Source organism: Corynebacterium massiliense DSM 45435, from assembly GCF_028609805.1.
In the GTDB taxonomy this organism is placed as follows: Bacteria; Actinomycetota; Actinomycetes; order Mycobacteriales; family Mycobacteriaceae; genus Corynebacterium; species Corynebacterium massiliense.
The window spans coordinates 1036400-1052150 of record NZ_CP063189.1; the positions used below are offsets into that span (position 1 = coordinate 1036400).

Consider the following 15751-nt stretch of genomic DNA (forward strand, 5'->3'; position numbering starts at 1 on the left):
AGGCTACCGCGCCGACACGCTACCGCATCTTTTCTGGGACGATGGCGCCGGCGAGCTTGTCAAAGACGTGCTGGCCCCAGATGAACATGGTCGCGCCCACCACGATGGGAATGATGTCTTGCCACGGGTACACCCAAATACCGACGAGGGTGAGAAGCAACCAGCTGTTGCGGACGGCGGCGACTTGGTAGCTGGGGTAGGGGCTGACCACCTCGAGGCCGAGCGACCACTTGCCCAGCGAGGTGCGGTAGCGGCCTTCAAAGATGACCCGGTAGACGTAGAAGAATACGGCCCAGGCGATGGTTTCGTAGGTGGTTTGGGCGGTGCCGTTGAGCAGGCCATCGGCGGGCGCGGTGGTGAGTGCGCCGGTGTGAGCGGTGATGGCGTTGATGATCCACCGCAGGACGATGACCACCGCACCCACGGCGAAGGCATCGATCCACCACGCGAGGATGCGGCGGCCGGTGAGGACGAGTCGCTCCATAGTCATCGAGGCAAAATCCTAGCACTCGGCCCCAGAGGAATTAGGGGAAAGTGTTTGCCCGCATAGCTGCGAGTATGTATGATTTGCTGAGCGTGTCTATGCCCTTTCGGCACTTACGGTCGCAATAGGAGGGCCGTTGTGCCCGCGGGGTGGGATCGATTCCTCGACTTGTCGGCCGGTGGCGTCGCTGCAGTAGCGGTGGCGTGCGCAGCAAGGCCGTCGGAAGTTCGCGCAATCGAGAGACATGCACCTGTCCATTTTCGATCTCCTATACGCAATTCGGAGCAACATAAAAATATGCCCACTTCCAACACCCCTCAGGTAGCGATCAACGACATCGGTACCGCTGAGGACTTCCTCGCAGCGGTCGACCAGACCATCAAGTACTTCAACGACGGCGACATCGTGTCCGGCACCGTCGTCAAGGTCGACCACGACGAGGTTCTGCTCGACATCGGCTTCAAGACCGAAGGCGTCATCCCGACCCGCGAGCTGTCCATCAAGCACGACGTCGACCCGGACGAGGTCGTCGAGGTCGGCGATGAGATTGACGCGCTTGTTCTCACCAAGGAGGACAAGGAAGGCCGCTTGATCCTGTCCAAGAAGCGCGCCCAGTACGAGCGCGCCTGGGGCACCATCGAGGATCTCCAGGAGCGCGACGAGCCGGTCACCGGTACCGTCATCGAGGTCGTCAAGGGCGGCCTCATCCTGGACATCGGTCTGCGCGGCTTCCTGCCGGCATCGCTGGTTGAGATGCGCCGCGTCCGCGACCTGGAACCGTACGTCGGCCAGGAGCTCGAGGCGAAGATCATCGAGCTGGACAAGCACCGCAACAACGTCGTGCTGTCCCGACGCGCCTACCTCGAGCAGACCCAGTCCGAGGTCCGCTCCGAGTTCCTGCACCAGCTGCAGAAGGGTCAGGTCCGCAAGGGCGTTGTGTCCTCCATCGTCAACTTCGGTGCCTTCGTGGACCTGGGCGGTGTCGACGGCCTGGTGCACGTCTCCGAGCTGTCCTGGAAGCACATCGACCACCCGTCCGAGGTTGTCACCGTGGGCGACGAGGTCACCGTCGAGGTTCTCGACGTCGACCTGGACCGCGAGCGCGTGTCCCTGTCCCTGAAGGCCACCCAGGAAGATCCGTGGCGCGTCTTCGCCCGCACCCACGCTGTGGGTCAGATCGTCCCGGGCAAGGTCACCAAGCTCGTCCCGTTCGGCGCGTTCGTCCGCGTCGAGGAGGGCATCGAGGGCCTGGTTCACATCTCCGAGCTGGCGCAGCGCCACGTCGAGGTCCCGGACCAGGTTGTCAACGTCGGCGAAGAGATCATGGTCAAGGTCATCGACATCGACCTCGAGCGTCGTCGCATCTCCCTGTCCATCAAGCAGGCCGACGAGGACTACACCGAGGAGTTCGATCCGTCGAAGTACGGCATGGCCGACTCCTACGACGAGCAGGGCAACTACGTCTTCCCGGAGGGCTTCGACCCGGAGACCAACGAGTGGCTCGAGGGCTACGACGAGCAGCGCCAGGAGTGGGAGGCACGCTACGCCGAGTCCGAGCGTCGCTTCCAGCTCCACTCCGAGCAGATCCAGCGCCACCGCGAAGCAGCCGCCGAGGCTGCCGAGGCCGGCGAGGACGCCAACTTCTCCTCCGAGTCGCAGGACGCAGCTCCGGCGTCCAGCACCACCGAGGAGGCTGGCTCCCTGGCTTCCGACGAGCAGCTGGCTAAGCTGCGCGACAAGCTGGCCGGCAACTAAGCCACACTAGCTTCTCGCTGAAATAGACCCCGGCACATGAGTTGCCGGGGTCTTTTCGCGTTTTCGCCTGCAACAACCTCGGCGGAGGTTTGTCTGGCTAAATTCGCCCGCGATACACTCCCACCCGTAACCAGCTGCCGGGGCATGTCGGCGGCGCGTAGCTACAAGAGGGAGAAAAGTCGTGGCGTCGACTAAAGACACTGCGCAACACATCGTCGAGCACCTGGGCGGGGCGGAGAACATCACGTCGCTGACCCACTGCGCGACGCGCCTGCGCTTCCAACTGCGTGATTCGTCGAGCGTGGATAAGGACGCGCTGGACCAAGACCCAGCGGTGCTGGGCACCGTGCCGCAGGGCGCGCACGGTTACCAGGTCGTCATGGGCGGCGGGGTAGCGGAGTACTACAACGAGATCATCAAGCTACCCGGAGTGAACGCGAGCGCCGAGGGGCGCAACGCGGACAGTGGGAAGAAGAACTACGACGGCGTGCGCGGCAAGTACGGCTGGGTCGACTACGCCTTCGAGTTCCTCTCGGATACCTTCCGGCCGGTGCTGTGGGCTCTGCTGGGCGCCTCGCTCATCATTATGTTGCTGGTGCTGGCAGACACCGTCGGTATCCAGGACTTCCGCGCGGACGTGGACACTCAACCGCCGCTGTTCCAGCTCGCGCACGCGATGTACCAGTCCGTGTTCTACTTCCTGCCCATCTTCGTCGGCGCCACGGCGGCGCAGAAGCTGGGCGCCAACATGTGGGTCTCGGCCGCCATCCCGGCTGCGCTGCTCACTCAGGAGTTCATGAGCATGGGCGAGCGTGGAGATGTCCTCGACGTCTCCGGCGTCCCGCTCGTCATCAACGAGTACGGCGGCCAGGTCTTCCCGCCGATCCTCGCAGCAATTGGCCTGTACTTCGTGGAGAAGGCGCTGAAGAAGATCATCCCGAACGCCGTGCACATGGTGTTCGTGCCCTTCTTCTCGCTGCTGATTATGATCCCGGCGACAGCGTTCCTGCTCGGTCCGTTCGGCATCGGCGTGGGCAACGCCATTTCTTCCGCGCTGTACGCCATCAACGACTTCTCGCCGTTTGTCCTGGCCATCGTCATCCCGTTGCTTTACCCGTTCCTGGTGCCGATGGGCCTGCACTGGCCGCTCAACGTCATCATGATCCAGAACATCGCGGTCTACGGCTACGACTTTATCCAGGGCCCGATGGGGGCCTGGAACTTCGCCTGCTTCGGCGTCGTGGCCGGCGTCATGATCATCTCCCTGCGCGAGAAGAACCAGCAGATGACGCAGGTGTCCGTGGGCGCGTTCGCCGCCGGCATCTTCGGCGGAATTTCCGAGCCGTCGCTCTACGGCATTCTGCTGCGCTTCCGCCGCTCCTACTACCGCCTGCTGCCGGGCTGTGCGCTCGGCGGTGTGGTCATGGGGCTTTTCGACGTCAAGGCCAACGCCTTCGTCTTCACCTCCGCGCTCACCATCAACGCCTTCGATCCGTGGAGCGGCTATGCCATTGGCGTGCTCGTGGCTTTCACCACCTCGCTGCTGCTCACCCTCTTCTTCGGCTACCGCACCGCTGAGGAGAAGGAGGAGGCCCAGCGCCTCATCGCCGAACGCCGGGAAGCAGAACGCAGGGAGGCTTCGCGTGACGATGCCGCGCTTGACGATGCCCACCGCACCGTCGAGGACGCCGGCACCGCTGAGCCGGGCGACCGGAAGGCGAGCGACGCGGCGCAGGGCAGCGCTAGCGCACCGGTAGCGGCGTCCGCGGCCACGACGGCGACGGCTGGCGCGGGGGTGGAATCCGGCGTGGTGGAGCTCGACTCGCCGCTCGCCGGCCACGCGGTGCCGCTGAGCGAGGTGCCGGACCCAATTTTCGCCGGCGCCAAGCTGGGCGAGGGTGTGGCGGTGCAACCGACGGGCACGACGGTGTACGCGCCGGCTGACGGCAAGGTGCTCACCGTGCAGAAGTCGGGGCACGCGGTGGGCCTCAACTTGGACAACGGCGTCCAGCTGCTCATCCACGTCGGTATCGACACCGTCGAGCTCGGCGGCGAAGGTTTTACCGTCCATGTGGACAAGAAGCAGCGCGTTTCCGCCGGCGACAAGCTCATAAGCTTCGACCCGGAGTTCATCACCGCCCGCGGTTACAACCTCATCACCCCGGTCGTGGTCACCAACTCCGCGAAGTGTGCCGGCGTGGATGCTGTCGAGGGCGAGGTCACCCCGTCCGATACGCTGCTGCGCGTGTTCGGAAAGTAAACGTGCAGAACTAGTCGCGCCGAAGCAGTTATCCTCTGGGGCATGCGACTCATTGGGCTGACAGGCGGCATCGGCAGCGGAAAGTCCACGGTGGCCGCGCTCTTCGCGGAGCGTGGCATCCCGGTGGTGGATGCGGACGCGATTGCGCGGGACATCGTCAAGCCGGGTGAGCCGGCGTTGGCCGAGCTTGCCGATGCGTTCGGTGCCGACATCCTCGATTCTTCCGGCGCCCTCAAGCGCGGGCTTTTGGCCGAGCGGGCCTTCGCCGACACGGAAAGCACGCAGCGCCTCAACGAAATCACCCACCCGCGCATCCACCAGGTCACCCAAAAGCGCTTCCAGACCGCGCGCGAGGCGGGGGAGAAGGCGGTGGTCTACGACATGCCGCTGCTGGTGGACAAAGGCTTGGACAAGGACATGGACGTCACCGTGGTGGTCGACGTCGATGTGGACGAGCGCGTGCGGCGCCTAGTGGCCTCGCGCGGGCTGGACGAGGCGGACGCGCGGCGGCGCATCGCGCAACAAATCTCTGACGATAAGCGCCTCGCGGCGGCTGACTTCGTCATCGACAACAACGGTCCGAAAAAAGACTTGGCGCCCCAAGTCGACGAGGTTCTCCGGCGCGTGCTGTAGCCAGGGTTCGCCTTAGCGTCGCCTAACATTCACCTCGCGTATCGGGGCCGTTAACTTCCGGTGCCTACCGTTGCCGCCTATGGGCACATGGGGTGTCGGGCCGTTTGATAATCACCGGGCCCGCGAGATTGTCGATGCCGTGCGGACGGGCACGTTCGACTTCGACGTGTTCCGGGAGACCTGTGCCGACGACGACCTCGATGCCGACGAGGCCGAGGCCATTATCGCACTCGGGGCTTTGGCCACCGCGCCCCAGGAGGATCTGCCACCGGGGATCGCCGCGGCGCGGATGCGCTGCCTATTTACGGACAACCGCCGCCTGTGGCTGCGCCACCGGATAGAAAAAGCCATCGACCCGGACAATTCGACCATCTACGCGCTGTGGGAGGCCACGGGCGAGCTGGACAACTGGGTGAAGACTGCGCGGGCCGTCCTGCCGTAGACTGGCCGGCATGGCTTTTGCAGCGGAGCACCCTGTTTTATCGGAATCCGAGCACCGCCCCGTCAGCGAGATCGAGCGCACGGGCGGCGATTTCAAGGTTGAGTCGGAATTCGAACCGGCCGGCGACCAGCCGACGGCGATCGCGGAGCTCGACCGCCGGTTGGACGCGGGCGAGTCCGACGTCGTGCTCATGGGCGCGACGGGTACGGGCAAGTCGGCGACGGCGGCGTGGCTCATCGAAAAGCAGCAGCGCCCCACGTTGGTGATGGCGCCGAACAAGACCCTGGCCGCCCAGCTGGCTAACGAGCTGCGCCAGCTGCTGCCGCACAACGCGGTCGAGTACTTTGTCAGCTACTACGACTACTACCAACCCGAGGCGTATATCGCGCAGACGGACACTTACATTGAGAAGGACTCGTCCATCAACGACGACGTGGAGCGCCTGCGCCACTCCGCCACCTCGGCGCTGTTGTCACGCCGTGACGTCGTGGTGGTCTCCTCGGTCTCCTGCATTTACGGCCTGGGCACACCGCAGTCCTACCTGGACCGCTCGGTGCTGCTCAAGGTGGACGACGAGGTCGAACGCGACCGTTTCCTCCGCCTTTTGGTGGACATCCAGTACGAGCGCAACGACGTCGGGTTCACCCGCGGCACGTTCCGCGTCAAGGGCGACACGGTGGATATCATCCCGGCCTACGAGGAACGCGCGGTGCGCATCGAGTTCTTCGGCGACGACGTCGACGCGCTCTACTACATCCACCCGGTGACCGGGAACGTCATCGAGCAGGTTGACGAGCTGCGCATCTTCCCGGCGACGCACTACGTGGCCGGCCCCGAGCGCATGGCCAAGGCCATCCAGGACATCAAGGACGAGCTGGCGGAGCGCCTGGAGGACTTGGAAAACCGCGGGAAACTCCTCGAGGCGCAGCGCCTGCGCATGCGCACCGAGTACGACCTGGAGATGATCGAGCAGGTCGGGTTCTGCTCCGGCATCGAGAACTACTCCCGGCACGTTGACGGCCGCCCGGCCGGATCTGCGCCGGCAACGCTCATGGACTACTTCCCGGAAGACTTCCTCACCATTATCGATGAGTCGCACGTGACGGTGCCGCAGATCGGCGGCATGTTTGAAGGCGACATGTCGCGTAAGCGCAACTTGGTGGAGTTCGGCTTCCGGCTGCCCAGCGCGATGGACAACCGACCGTTGACCTTCGACGAGTTTGAAAAGCGCGTCGGCCAGACCGTCTACATGTCCGCGACACCGGGCGATTACGAGCTGACCGCGTCCGGCGGCGAGTTCGTCGAGCAGGTCATTCGCCCGACCGGGCTGGTCGACCCGAAGGTCACGGTCAAGCCGACGAAGGGCCAGATTGACGATCTCATCGACCAGGTGCGCGAGCGCACGGAGAAGAACGAGCGCGTGCTGGTGACCACCCTGACCAAGCGCATGGCCGAGGATCTCACGGACTACCTGATGGAAAACGGGATCAAGGTGCGCTACCTGCACTCGGACATCGACACGCTGCAGCGCGTGGAGTTGCTCCGCCAGCTGCGGCAGGGCGAATACGACGTCTTGGTGGGCATCAACCTCCTGCGCGAGGGCCTGGATCTCCCGGAGGTTTCGCTCGTGGCCATCCTGGATGCCGACAAGGAGGGCTTTTTGCGCTCGACCACCTCGCTCATCCAGACCATTGGACGTGCGGCCCGTAACGTCTCCGGCGAGGTCATCATGTACGCAGATGAGATCACCGAGTCGATGCGCAACGCCATCGATGAGACCGAGCGGCGCCGCGAGAAGCAGATCGCGTACAACGAGGAACACGGCATTGACCCGCAGCCGTTGCGGAAGAAGATCGCCGATATCCTCGACCAGGTTTACGAGGACCAGGACGGTGACTCTGACAAGGACGGCACGCGCGACGGCGACCCGGCTGCGTTGGTCGAGCGCCCCGACGTGTCTTCCATGGCCGCGGACGAGGTGCAGGCGCTTATCGATGATCTGACCAAGCAAATGGGCGACGCCGCCCGCGAGCTGAAGTTCGAGCTGGCGGGCCGGCTGCGCGACGAGATCGCCGACTTGAAGAAGGAAAAGCGCGGGCTGGAAGAAGCAGGCATCTAGCCCGCGGGCGGGGATCTAGACTGGGACACATGCTTCACTACGACGTCATTGCGGTTGGTACCGACGGGTCGGACGGCGCGCAAAAGGCGGTGCGCACCGCCGCCAGCATGGCCCGCGCCTACCAGGCCAAGCTCATCATCGTCACGGCGTTCTACACGCACCACGGCGGCGTGTTCGGCGCCCACTCCAGCGAGACCGACAAGCTGCCGATCGTCAGCGAAGAGTCCGCCGAGTCGTATTTGGACGCGGCGGTGAAAATCGCCGCTGAGGAAGGTGCGGACAAGGTGGAGGTTATCCCTAAATCGGGTGATCCCGTCCATGCGCTCATGGAAGTCGGCGAGGAGCACGACGTGGACGTGTTTGTCGTGGGTAACCGCGGTATTAACTCGCTGTCGGGGCGTGTTTTCGGCTCCGTGTCCACGGAGCTGATGCGCAAAGTGCACTGTGACGTAGTGGTTGTGAACACAACGCAGCAATAAATGGCGATCCAGCTGCTAAAATAAAGCATCGCTGTAACAGTATTTTTCTGAAGACGAGGGAATGAATTTCCCTGGAAAGGGCACATACCATGAGCGATTACAACAAGATTGTCGTCGGTACGGATGGTTCCAAGTCCTCCCTGCTCGCCGTCGAACGCGCCGCGCGCATCGCGGGGGCTTTCGACGCCACTCTCGTCATTGGTTGCGCCTACTACGAAAACAAGGAGCAGGCCTCCAAGACCCTGCGTCAGGACACCGTGACCATCCTCGGCGACGAGAAGGCGGAGGCCAACCTGCAGTCGGCCCGCGAGCACGCCGAGAAGTTCGGTGCGAAGAACATCGAGACCGCCGTGCGCCCGGGCACCCCGGTGCAGGCCCTCATGGACATCGTCAAGGACAACAACGCGGAGCTGCTCGTCGTGGGTAACCGCGGCATCAACTCCCTGACCGGCCGCCTGCTCGGCTCGGTCCCGGCGGACGTCGCCCGTCAGTCCGACTGCGACGTGATGATCGTGCACACCGTCAGCTAACTGCTGACTCCAGCTCGACGTCAGTCGGCCATGTGCCGACGACGGTGAGCGTCTGCGTCGCCCGCGTGATGGCGACGTAGAGGTTATGGAGCCCCTGCGGAGATCCGGCGAGGATCTCCCGGGGCTCTTTTAGTGTCACGTGGTCGAACTCGAGCCCCTTCATCTCCTCGACGTTGGCGGCGTCAATCACCGCGTGCAAGCGGCCGTCGGCGTCGGTGAATGTTCCCTCTCGGTCGGGGTCTTCTGCGGTTTCCGGAACGGCGTCCACAAAGCGCACCGGGTCGCCGTCGCGCACGGACACCGCCGGCGTGGCCTCCGGGTCGATGAGCTCGAGCAGGTGGTTCGCCACGTCGACGATGGGCTGCGGGGTGCGGTAATTGACGGTGAGCTCGTGGTGACGAAAGCGCGCGCCGACGAAGGGCTCCAGCGTTTCTGCCCAGTCATCTACGCCGGCGGGGGCGCCGGTCTGCGCGGTATCACCAACAAGGGTCATCCACCGCGACGGGCTGCGCCGGAAGACCATGCGCCACTCCATGGGGCTGAGCTCCTGTGCCTCATCGACAATGACGTGCCCGTAGGCCCAGGTATGGTCGGCCCGCGCGCGTTGGGCGGTGGTGCGCGTATCGCGCGCCTCCTGGCGCCGTGCCAGGGCCTCCGGGTCGATGACGTCGTGGGCGGAGAGGATCTCCGCCTCGAAGGTGTCGTCGTCGTTGTCCGTGGACTCCGACGACGCCAGGACGTCCAGGGCTTCCTCCGCTTCCGCGACACGCTCGCGCCACTCGGCGTCGGCCGCCGCCTGCTCGGCATCGGGGTCGGGCATGCCCACCAGCTGTGCGAGCTCGTCGAGCAGCGCCGCGTCCGCGGGCGTCCAGGCGGCGCCGACGGGACGGTAGAGCGCCTCGCGCGTCTCGTCGTCGTAGGCGTGGGCGGCGCGGGCGATGGCATCCCGGTCGCTAAGAAGATCGGCGAGGACGCCGTGCGGGGTGAGGTGGGGCCACCAGTCATCGAGAAGCGCGGCAACGGCGGGGGAGGAGTCGATGTCGTCGTGGAGCTGGTCGACGTCGGCACGGGACAGCAGGTTCGCCCCACCGAGCGGGTCCGCGCCGATCGTGTCCGCGAGCTGGTGCGCGAGCTGATCCACGAGGTGTTCGGTAAACGCCAGGCGGGCGTCGTTGTGCGGCTTGCGCGACCGCCGCGCGCGGGTACGGGCGGCCTTGACCATGGCGGGGGTCACCTCGAGGTCTATTTGATCCACCGTGGCGGTAACGGCCTCGTCGGGGATTCGCTGTAGGTCGCGTACGGCCTCGCGCAGGATCTCCACCATGGCCTCGGAGCCTTTAATTTCGCGCGCCAGCAGATCCTCGCGATGCGTGGGCGTGACCCCGGGGAACAGCTCGCCCACGGTGGATAGCACCACGCCGGTCTCGCCGAGCTCCGGCAGCACGCGGGAGATGTAGTCGAGAAAGGTCGTATTCGGCCCCAGGATGAGCACGCCGGTAGAGCCCAAACGCTCGCGGTAGTTGTACAAAAGGTAGGCAACGCGGTGGAGCGCAACGGCGGTCTTCCCGGTGCCTGGGCCGCCTTCGACCACCATGACGCCGCGGGTGCTATCGCGGATGATGTCGTCCTGCTCGCGCTGGATCGTCTCCACGATGCTGTGCATGTGGCCGGTGCGGGCGCTATCGAGCGCGGCGAGGAGGGCGGATTCGCCGCCCACGCCGTCGTCCGCTGCGCTCGGCGGTAAATCGGCGGCCGCGGGTTGGGCGCCGTGGGAGAGTACCTCGTCGCTCAAGCCCGTGACTTCGCGCCCGGAGGTGCGAATGTGCCGCCGCACGGTCACGCCCTCCGGCTGGGCGGTCGTGGCCAGGTAGAACGGGCGCGCCATCGGCGCCCGCCAATCCAACAGGAGGGTGCGGTAGTCGTCCGCGCGGTCGTCGATGCCCATGCGGCCGATGTAGCGCCGGTCGAGGCCCTCCGCGGTCGGGTTGTCCCCCGGGGCGTCGATGTCGATGCGGCCGAACACCAGCCCGACCTGCGCTAGGTTCAACCGGTCGAGCTTGGCTTGCAGCCCGTGGTACTCGGTCTCGCGGCGCACCAGCGCGTCGTCTTCCGGCGTGGCCGGATCGACGTCCTTCTGCACGTCCGCCAGGCGCTGTTGGGCGGCGGAGACTTCGTGGTCGAGGTGCGCGAAAAGCCCGTCGACGTAGCGCTGCTCGCGCGCGATCTCCGCGTCTTGATGGGCGGCCTCGGAGTCGGTGGCCGGGTGGCGAGCGTTAGACATCGAAGACAACCTCCGCGTACTAGAAGGGTGTGTGCAAAAGCCGGACACCAGGGCAAAGAAAATGCGGCCCAGCTAAAAAGCTGAGCCGCTGATTGTAGCGCAGGCTAGTCGTTAATCAGGTCGCCGACCTTGTCGATGGCCTTTGCCAGCTTCTTATCGGCCTTGTCCTGCAGCTTGTCGGCCTTCTTGCCCGCCTTCTTGACGGCGCGCTTGCCCTTCTTCGTGTCGACATCGCTCAGCGCCTTGTCGGCCTTCTTCTGGGCCTTGGAGGCGTTTTTGACCACGGACTTCTTGGCGGTCTTGGCGTTCTTCTGCGCCGACTTCAGCCAGTCGTCCTTGTTGTCATCGATGAAGTCCTTGGCGTCTTCCACGTAGGACTTCGCGGTGTCGAAGAAGTTCTGGCCAGCCTCCTGCCAGTCGTCCTTGTTGTCGTCGACGTAATCCTTGACCTTGTCGGTCTTGTCGCTGAACCAGTCGGACGCGTCGTCGGCGAACTTCTGGGTCTCGGACTTGCCCGGCAGAGCGGACTGAACCTTCTTGGAGGTGCGCTTGCCGGCGTCCTCGGCGCGCCAGCGCAGCGACGGCTTGCCCTCGGTGTCCTGGGTGACCAGCACGAGGCCGCCGAGCAAGGCCACGGAGGTGAGGAAGCCGTTGCGGCGGGCCTCCTTGTCCTGGGAGTCCTTCGCGTTCCAGAACGCGTTGCGGCCGAGGAAGGACGGCAGGGAAGCCGCGGCCAGCACGGCGGCGGAGGTGCGCGGCGCCTTACCCAGCGCGAGCAGGGAACCGGCGCCGATCTTCGCGCCGCCCAGGCCCTTGGCCACGGTCTCCGGATCGTTCGGGACCAAGCCGCGGTAGTCCTTCGGCACGACGCCGCGGACCAGCTTCAGAGCAGACTCGGTCTCTTTCACGTGGTCCGCGGAGTTGCGGACGTTGTCCACCCCGTCGTAGATGAAGACGGAAGCCAGCATCGGGCGGGCAATCTTGCGAATCATTAACTCGTACTCCTTCTAGTGAGGTGTGACGTACTGTGTCGCCACAGTCTACGCGGATTCGAATAGCCTCGACGTCGCGCGCGTTACCAGCGCCGCTCGCGCCACTCCGCGAGCTGGGGCCGTTCTTCGCCCAGCGTGGTCGGGGCGCCGTGGCCGGGGCGAACCACCGCCTCGTCTGGGTACGCGTTGAACAGCCGCTCCGTGACGTCTTTGTACAGGCGGAAAAAGTCCCCCTCGGAGGCCGTCTTGCCCAGCCCGCCGGGGAAGAGGGAGTCGCCGACGAACAGGTTGGTGACCCCGTCGATGTCCGCGGCGGTGGCTAGCCCGCCGGGAGTGTGGCCGCGCAGGATGATGGCGGGCAGCTCGTGGCCGGCGAACTCGAAGGTCTCACCGTGGCGCAGCTCGACATCGACAGGCGCGGGCAGGGCGGGCGAATCGAGGAACGAGGAGATATGGCGCGCCCCGGTCGCAGACAAAATTTGGGAAAGCGCTCCGACGTGGTCGGCGTGGCGATGCGTGGTGAGCACGGTGGTGATGTCCACGCCGGCGTCCCGGGCCAGCGCCAAGAGCGCGTCGGCGTCGGCCGCGGCATCGATAAGAAGGCCCTCGCCGCCCGCGGCCAGCAGATAGGAGTTGTTGTCCATGTCGCCCACGGACACGTGGTGCAGCTGCAGCTCAGTAGTCATGATTTCCACTGTACGGGTATCGTTTCCTAGCAGTTCCCAGTAAGCGATTCTCCTTTGGAAAGGCGGTATATACGTGGCGGAGCGGTTAGTTGTGCGCGGCGCACGTGAGCACAACCTCAAAGGGGTAGACATCGACATCCCACGCGACAAGATGGTCGTGTTCACCGGGTTGTCCGGATCCGGCAAGTCGTCGCTGGCCTTCGACACCATCTTCGCTGAAGGTCAGCGCCGCTACGTGGAATCGCTGAGCTCCTACGCGCGGATGTTTTTGGGCCAGATGGACAAGCCCGACGCCGACTACATCGATGGCCTCTCGCCGGCCGTGTCCATCGACCAAAAGTCCACCAACCACAACCCGCGGTCCACGGTGGGCACCATCACCGAGATCTACGACTTTTTGCGTCTGTTGTTCTCCCGCGCCGGCACGCCGCACTGCCCGGAGTGCGACGCGGTCATCGAGTCGCAGACGCCGCAGCAGATTGTGGACACGGTCCTGGACAACGAGGAGAAGCTCAAGTTCCAGGTGCTCGCTCCGGTGGCCCGCAAGCGCAAGGGCGAGTTCGTGGATCTTTTCGCGGACATGGCGGCCCAGGGCTTTTCCCGCGTGCGCGTCGACGGCGAGGTTCACCAGCTCACGGACCCGCCGAAGCTGAAGAAGCAGATCAAGCACGACATCGACGTGGTGGTCGACCGCCTCCAGGTGAAGGCCTCGCAGAAGCAGCGCCTGACCGACTCGGTGGAAACGGCGCTGCGGCTTGCCGATGGCCTGGTCACCATCGACTACGTCGACCAGCCGGAGCTTTCCCACACCTTCTCCGAAAAGGCCTCGTGCCCGAACGGGCACACACTCACGGTCGAGGAGTACGAGCCGCGCGCCTTTTCGTTCAACTCACCCTTCGGTGCCTGCCCGGCCTGCGACGGCCTGGGCACTCGCCTCGAGGTGGACGAGGAGCTCATCGTCCCGGACCCGGACGCGCCGGCGGAAGAGGCGGTGCAGCCGTGGCACTCGAGCCCGAACTCGAAGTACTTCCGGCGCCTGGTCGCGGGCCTGGGCAACGCGCTCGACTTCGATCCGCGCACCCCGGTGAGCAAGCTGACCAAGAAGCAGCGCGAGGCGCTTATCTACGGCACCGAAGAAAAGGTCCGCGTCCGTTACAAGAACCGGTACGGGCGCATGCGTGACTGGACCGCCCCGTTCGAGGGCGCGGTGGGCTTTATCCACCGCAAGCTGGAGACCACCGATTCCGACTCGCAGAAGGATCGCCTGCTGCAGTACACCCGCCGGGTCCCGTGCAACGTGTGCCACGGCACGCGGTTGAAGAAGGAGATCCTGTCGGTCCGGCTGGCCTCGGAATCGCACGGCGAGCAGTCCATCGCGGGTCTGTCGGCGCTGTCCATCGAGGATGCCTCGGAGTTTCTGAACTCGCTGCAGCTGGGCCACCGCGAGGAGATCATCGCCGGGGCAGTGCTCAAGGAGATCCAGTCGCGGCTGCACTTTCTTATCGATGTCGGCCTGACCTACCTGAGCCTCGACCGCGGCGCCTCCACGCTGTCGGGTGGCGAGGCTCAGCGCATTCGCCTGGCCACCCAGATCGGCTCGGGCCTGGCCGGCGTGCTCTACGTGCTGGACGAGCCGTCCATCGGCCTGCACCAGCGCGACAACCAGCGGCTCATCAACACGCTGAAGCGCCTGCGGGACATCGGCAATACGCTCATCGTGGTCGAACACGATGAGGACACCATCCGCCAGTCCGACTGGCTGGTGGATATCGGTCCGCGTGCCGGTGAGTACGGCGGCGAGATCGTCTACCAGGGCGAGCCCGCCGGCATCGAGAAGGTGAAAGATTCGCTGACCGGGCAGTACCTGTCGGGGGAGAAGGTCCTGGGCGTGCCGGACAAGCGCCGCCCGGTGGACCACGACCGGGTACTCAAGGTCGTGGGCGCACACGAGAACAACCTCAAAGACATCGACGTGGAGATCCCGCTCGGCGTCCTGGTGTGCGTGACCGGCGTGTCCGGCTCCGGCAAGTCCACGGTGGTCAACCAGATCCTGGCGAAGACTCTGGCCAACGATCTCAACCGTGCCCGCCAGGTGCCGGGGCGCGCCAAGCGCGTGGAGGGTACCGACCAGCTGGACAAGCTGGTCCAGGTGGATCAGTCGCCCATCGGCCGCACCCCGCGGTCGAACCCGGCGACGTACACGGGTGTCTTCGACAAGATCCGCCACCTGTTCGCCGACACTCAGGAGGCCAAGGTCCGCGGTTACAAGCCGGGGCGTTTTTCCTTCAACGTCAAAGGCGGGCGCTGCGAGGCGTGCCGCGGCGACGGCACGATCAAGATCGAGATGAACTTCCTGCCGGACGTCTACGTCCCGTGCGAGGTGTGCGGCGGCGCGCGCTACAACCGCGAGACGCTGGAGGTGCACTACAAGGGCAAAAACATCGCCGAGGTGCTCAACATGCCCATCTCCGAGGCCGCCGAGTTCTTCGAGCCGATCACCTCGATCCACCGCTACCTGGACACGCTTGTCGATGTCGGCCTGGGCTACGTCCGCTTAGGCCAGGCCGCGACCAGCCTGTCCGGCGGCGAGGCGCAGCGCGTCAAGCTCGCCTCCGAGCTGCAGAAGCGCTCGAATGGCCGGACCATCTACATCCTGGACGAGCCGACCACTGGCCTGCACTTCGAGGATATCCGCCGCCTCATGCTGGTCATCCAGGGTCTGGTGGACAAGGGCAACACGGTGCTCATCATCGAGCACAACCTCGACGTGATTAAGGCGGCCGACTGGCTGGTAGACATGGGGCCCGAGGGCGGCAGCGGTGGCGGAACCGTCGTCGCCCAAGGCACGCCGGAAGACGTGGCGAAGGTGGACGCGTCCCACACCGGGCAGTACCTGAAGGGGATGCTGGGTTAGGTGGGCATCGCCAAGCGCGGCATCGTCCCGCGTGGCGTTTTGTGTTTGCCCGCCGCCTAGTGCTATCTTCTTAACCACTACCGCCCGCGGACACTTTATCCAGGAGGTCGCGGGTCGCAAGCGGAGTTTCTCCCACCCCATGCCGCTACACGCAGGCTACGGGTCAAACGGTAATA

12 protein-coding genes are annotated in these 15751 nt (G+C 65.1%); 8 read left to right on the forward strand and 4 right to left on the reverse strand.

Annotation, left to right across the window (positions count from 1 at the left end; genetic code table 11):
• Nucleotides 1-19 precede the first annotated feature (19 nt).
• The gene (locus tag CMASS_RS04915) at nucleotides 20-490 is read right to left on the reverse strand and encodes an RDD family protein (protein WP_027018811.1); all 471 of its coding nucleotides are present in this window, start codon (nucleotides 488-490) and stop codon (nucleotides 20-22) included.
• Between the two features lie 291 nt (nucleotides 491-781).
• On the opposite strand from CMASS_RS04915, the gene rpsA reads away from it, so the two are divergent.
• The 7 genes from rpsA (at nucleotide 782) to CMASS_RS04950 (ending at nucleotide 8702) form a co-directional block, all read left to right on the forward strand.
• On the forward strand, nucleotides 782-2239 hold the full coding sequence (gene rpsA / locus CMASS_RS04920; protein WP_022863682.1) for a 30S ribosomal protein S1: 1458 nt from the start codon (nucleotides 782-784) through the stop codon (nucleotides 2237-2239).
• Nucleotides 2240-2420: 181 nt separating this feature from the next.
• On the forward strand, nucleotides 2421-4499 hold the full coding sequence (locus CMASS_RS04925) for a glucose PTS transporter subunit IIA (protein WP_022863681.1): 2079 nt from the start codon (nucleotides 2421-2423) through the stop codon (nucleotides 4497-4499).
• A 42-nt stretch (nucleotides 4500-4541) separates the two neighbouring features.
• On the forward strand, nucleotides 4542-5132 hold the full coding sequence (coaE, locus tag CMASS_RS04930; protein WP_022863680.1) for a dephospho-CoA kinase: 591 nt from the start codon (nucleotides 4542-4544) through the stop codon (nucleotides 5130-5132).
• Nucleotides 5133-5211: 79 nt separating this feature from the next.
• A complete protein-coding gene (locus tag CMASS_RS04935) occupies nucleotides 5212-5574 on the forward strand; it encodes a DUF4259 domain-containing protein (RefSeq protein WP_022863679.1) in 363 nt (120 codons plus the stop codon).
• Between the two features lie 10 nt (nucleotides 5575-5584).
• Nucleotides 5585-7693, forward strand: coding sequence for an excinuclease ABC subunit UvrB (gene uvrB, locus CMASS_RS04940; protein WP_022863678.1), 2109 nt, complete (start codon nucleotides 5585-5587; stop codon nucleotides 7691-7693).
• A gap of 29 nt (nucleotides 7694-7722) precedes the next feature.
• On the forward strand, nucleotides 7723-8172 hold the full coding sequence (locus tag CMASS_RS04945; protein ID WP_022863677.1) for a universal stress protein: 450 nt from the start codon (nucleotides 7723-7725) through the stop codon (nucleotides 8170-8172).
• A gap of 89 nt (nucleotides 8173-8261) precedes the next feature.
• A complete protein-coding gene (locus CMASS_RS04950; RefSeq protein ID WP_022863676.1) occupies nucleotides 8262-8702 on the forward strand; it encodes a universal stress protein in 441 nt (146 codons plus the stop codon).
• Here CMASS_RS04950 and CMASS_RS04955 read toward each other — a convergent pair.
• From CMASS_RS04955 to CMASS_RS04965, 3 genes are all read right to left on the reverse strand, one after another.
• Complete coding sequence (locus CMASS_RS04955; protein WP_022863675.1) at nucleotides 8695-10983, reverse strand: HelD family protein; 2289 nt, start codon at nucleotides 10981-10983, stop codon at nucleotides 8695-8697. The genes CMASS_RS04950 and CMASS_RS04955 overlap by 8 nt on opposite strands.
• A gap of 104 nt (nucleotides 10984-11087) precedes the next feature.
• Nucleotides 11088-11975, reverse strand: a complete 888-nt coding sequence (locus tag CMASS_RS04960; protein WP_022863674.1) for a DoxX family membrane protein — start codon at nucleotides 11973-11975, stop codon at nucleotides 11088-11090.
• 83 nt (nucleotides 11976-12058) lie between these two features.
• On the reverse strand, nucleotides 12059-12661 hold the full coding sequence (locus tag CMASS_RS04965; protein ID WP_027018810.1) for an MBL fold metallo-hydrolase: 603 nt from the start codon (nucleotides 12659-12661) through the stop codon (nucleotides 12059-12061).
• Nucleotides 12662-12734: 73 nt separating this feature from the next.
• On the opposite strand from CMASS_RS04965, the gene uvrA reads away from it, so the two are divergent.
• Nucleotides 12735-15575, forward strand: a complete 2841-nt coding sequence (uvrA, locus tag CMASS_RS04970; RefSeq protein ID WP_022863672.1) for an excinuclease ABC subunit UvrA — start codon at nucleotides 12735-12737, stop codon at nucleotides 15573-15575.
• The last annotated feature ends 176 nt before the right edge of the window (nucleotides 15576-15751 follow it).

Bases quoted from the DNA above. Each gene is read 5' to 3' on its own strand.
- CMASS_RS04915 (WP_027018811.1), bottom strand. From the start codon at position 490: ATGACTATGGAGCGACTCGTCCTCACCGGCCGCCGCATCCTCGCGTGG.
- rpsA (WP_022863682.1), top strand. From the start codon at position 782: ATGCCCACTTCCAACACCCCTCAGGTAGCGATCAACGACATCGGTACC.
- coaE (WP_022863680.1), top strand. From the start codon at position 4,542: ATGCGACTCATTGGGCTGACAGGCGGCATCGGCAGCGGAAAGTCCACG.
- CMASS_RS04935 (WP_022863679.1), top strand. From the start codon at position 5,212: ATGGGCACATGGGGTGTCGGGCCGTTTGATAATCACCGGGCCCGCGAG.
- uvrB (WP_022863678.1), top strand. From the start codon at position 5,585: ATGGCTTTTGCAGCGGAGCACCCTGTTTTATCGGAATCCGAGCACCGC.
- CMASS_RS04945 (WP_022863677.1), top strand. From the start codon at position 7,723: ATGCTTCACTACGACGTCATTGCGGTTGGTACCGACGGGTCGGACGGC.
- CMASS_RS04950 (WP_022863676.1), top strand. From the start codon at position 8,262: ATGAGCGATTACAACAAGATTGTCGTCGGTACGGATGGTTCCAAGTCC.
- CMASS_RS04955 (WP_022863675.1), bottom strand. From the start codon at position 10,983: ATGTCTAACGCTCGCCACCCGGCCACCGACTCCGAGGCCGCCCATCAA.
- CMASS_RS04960 (WP_022863674.1), bottom strand. From the start codon at position 11,975: ATGATTCGCAAGATTGCCCGCCCGATGCTGGCTTCCGTCTTCATCTAC.
- CMASS_RS04965 (WP_027018810.1), bottom strand. From the start codon at position 12,661: ATGACTACTGAGCTGCAGCTGCACCACGTGTCCGTGGGCGACATGGAC.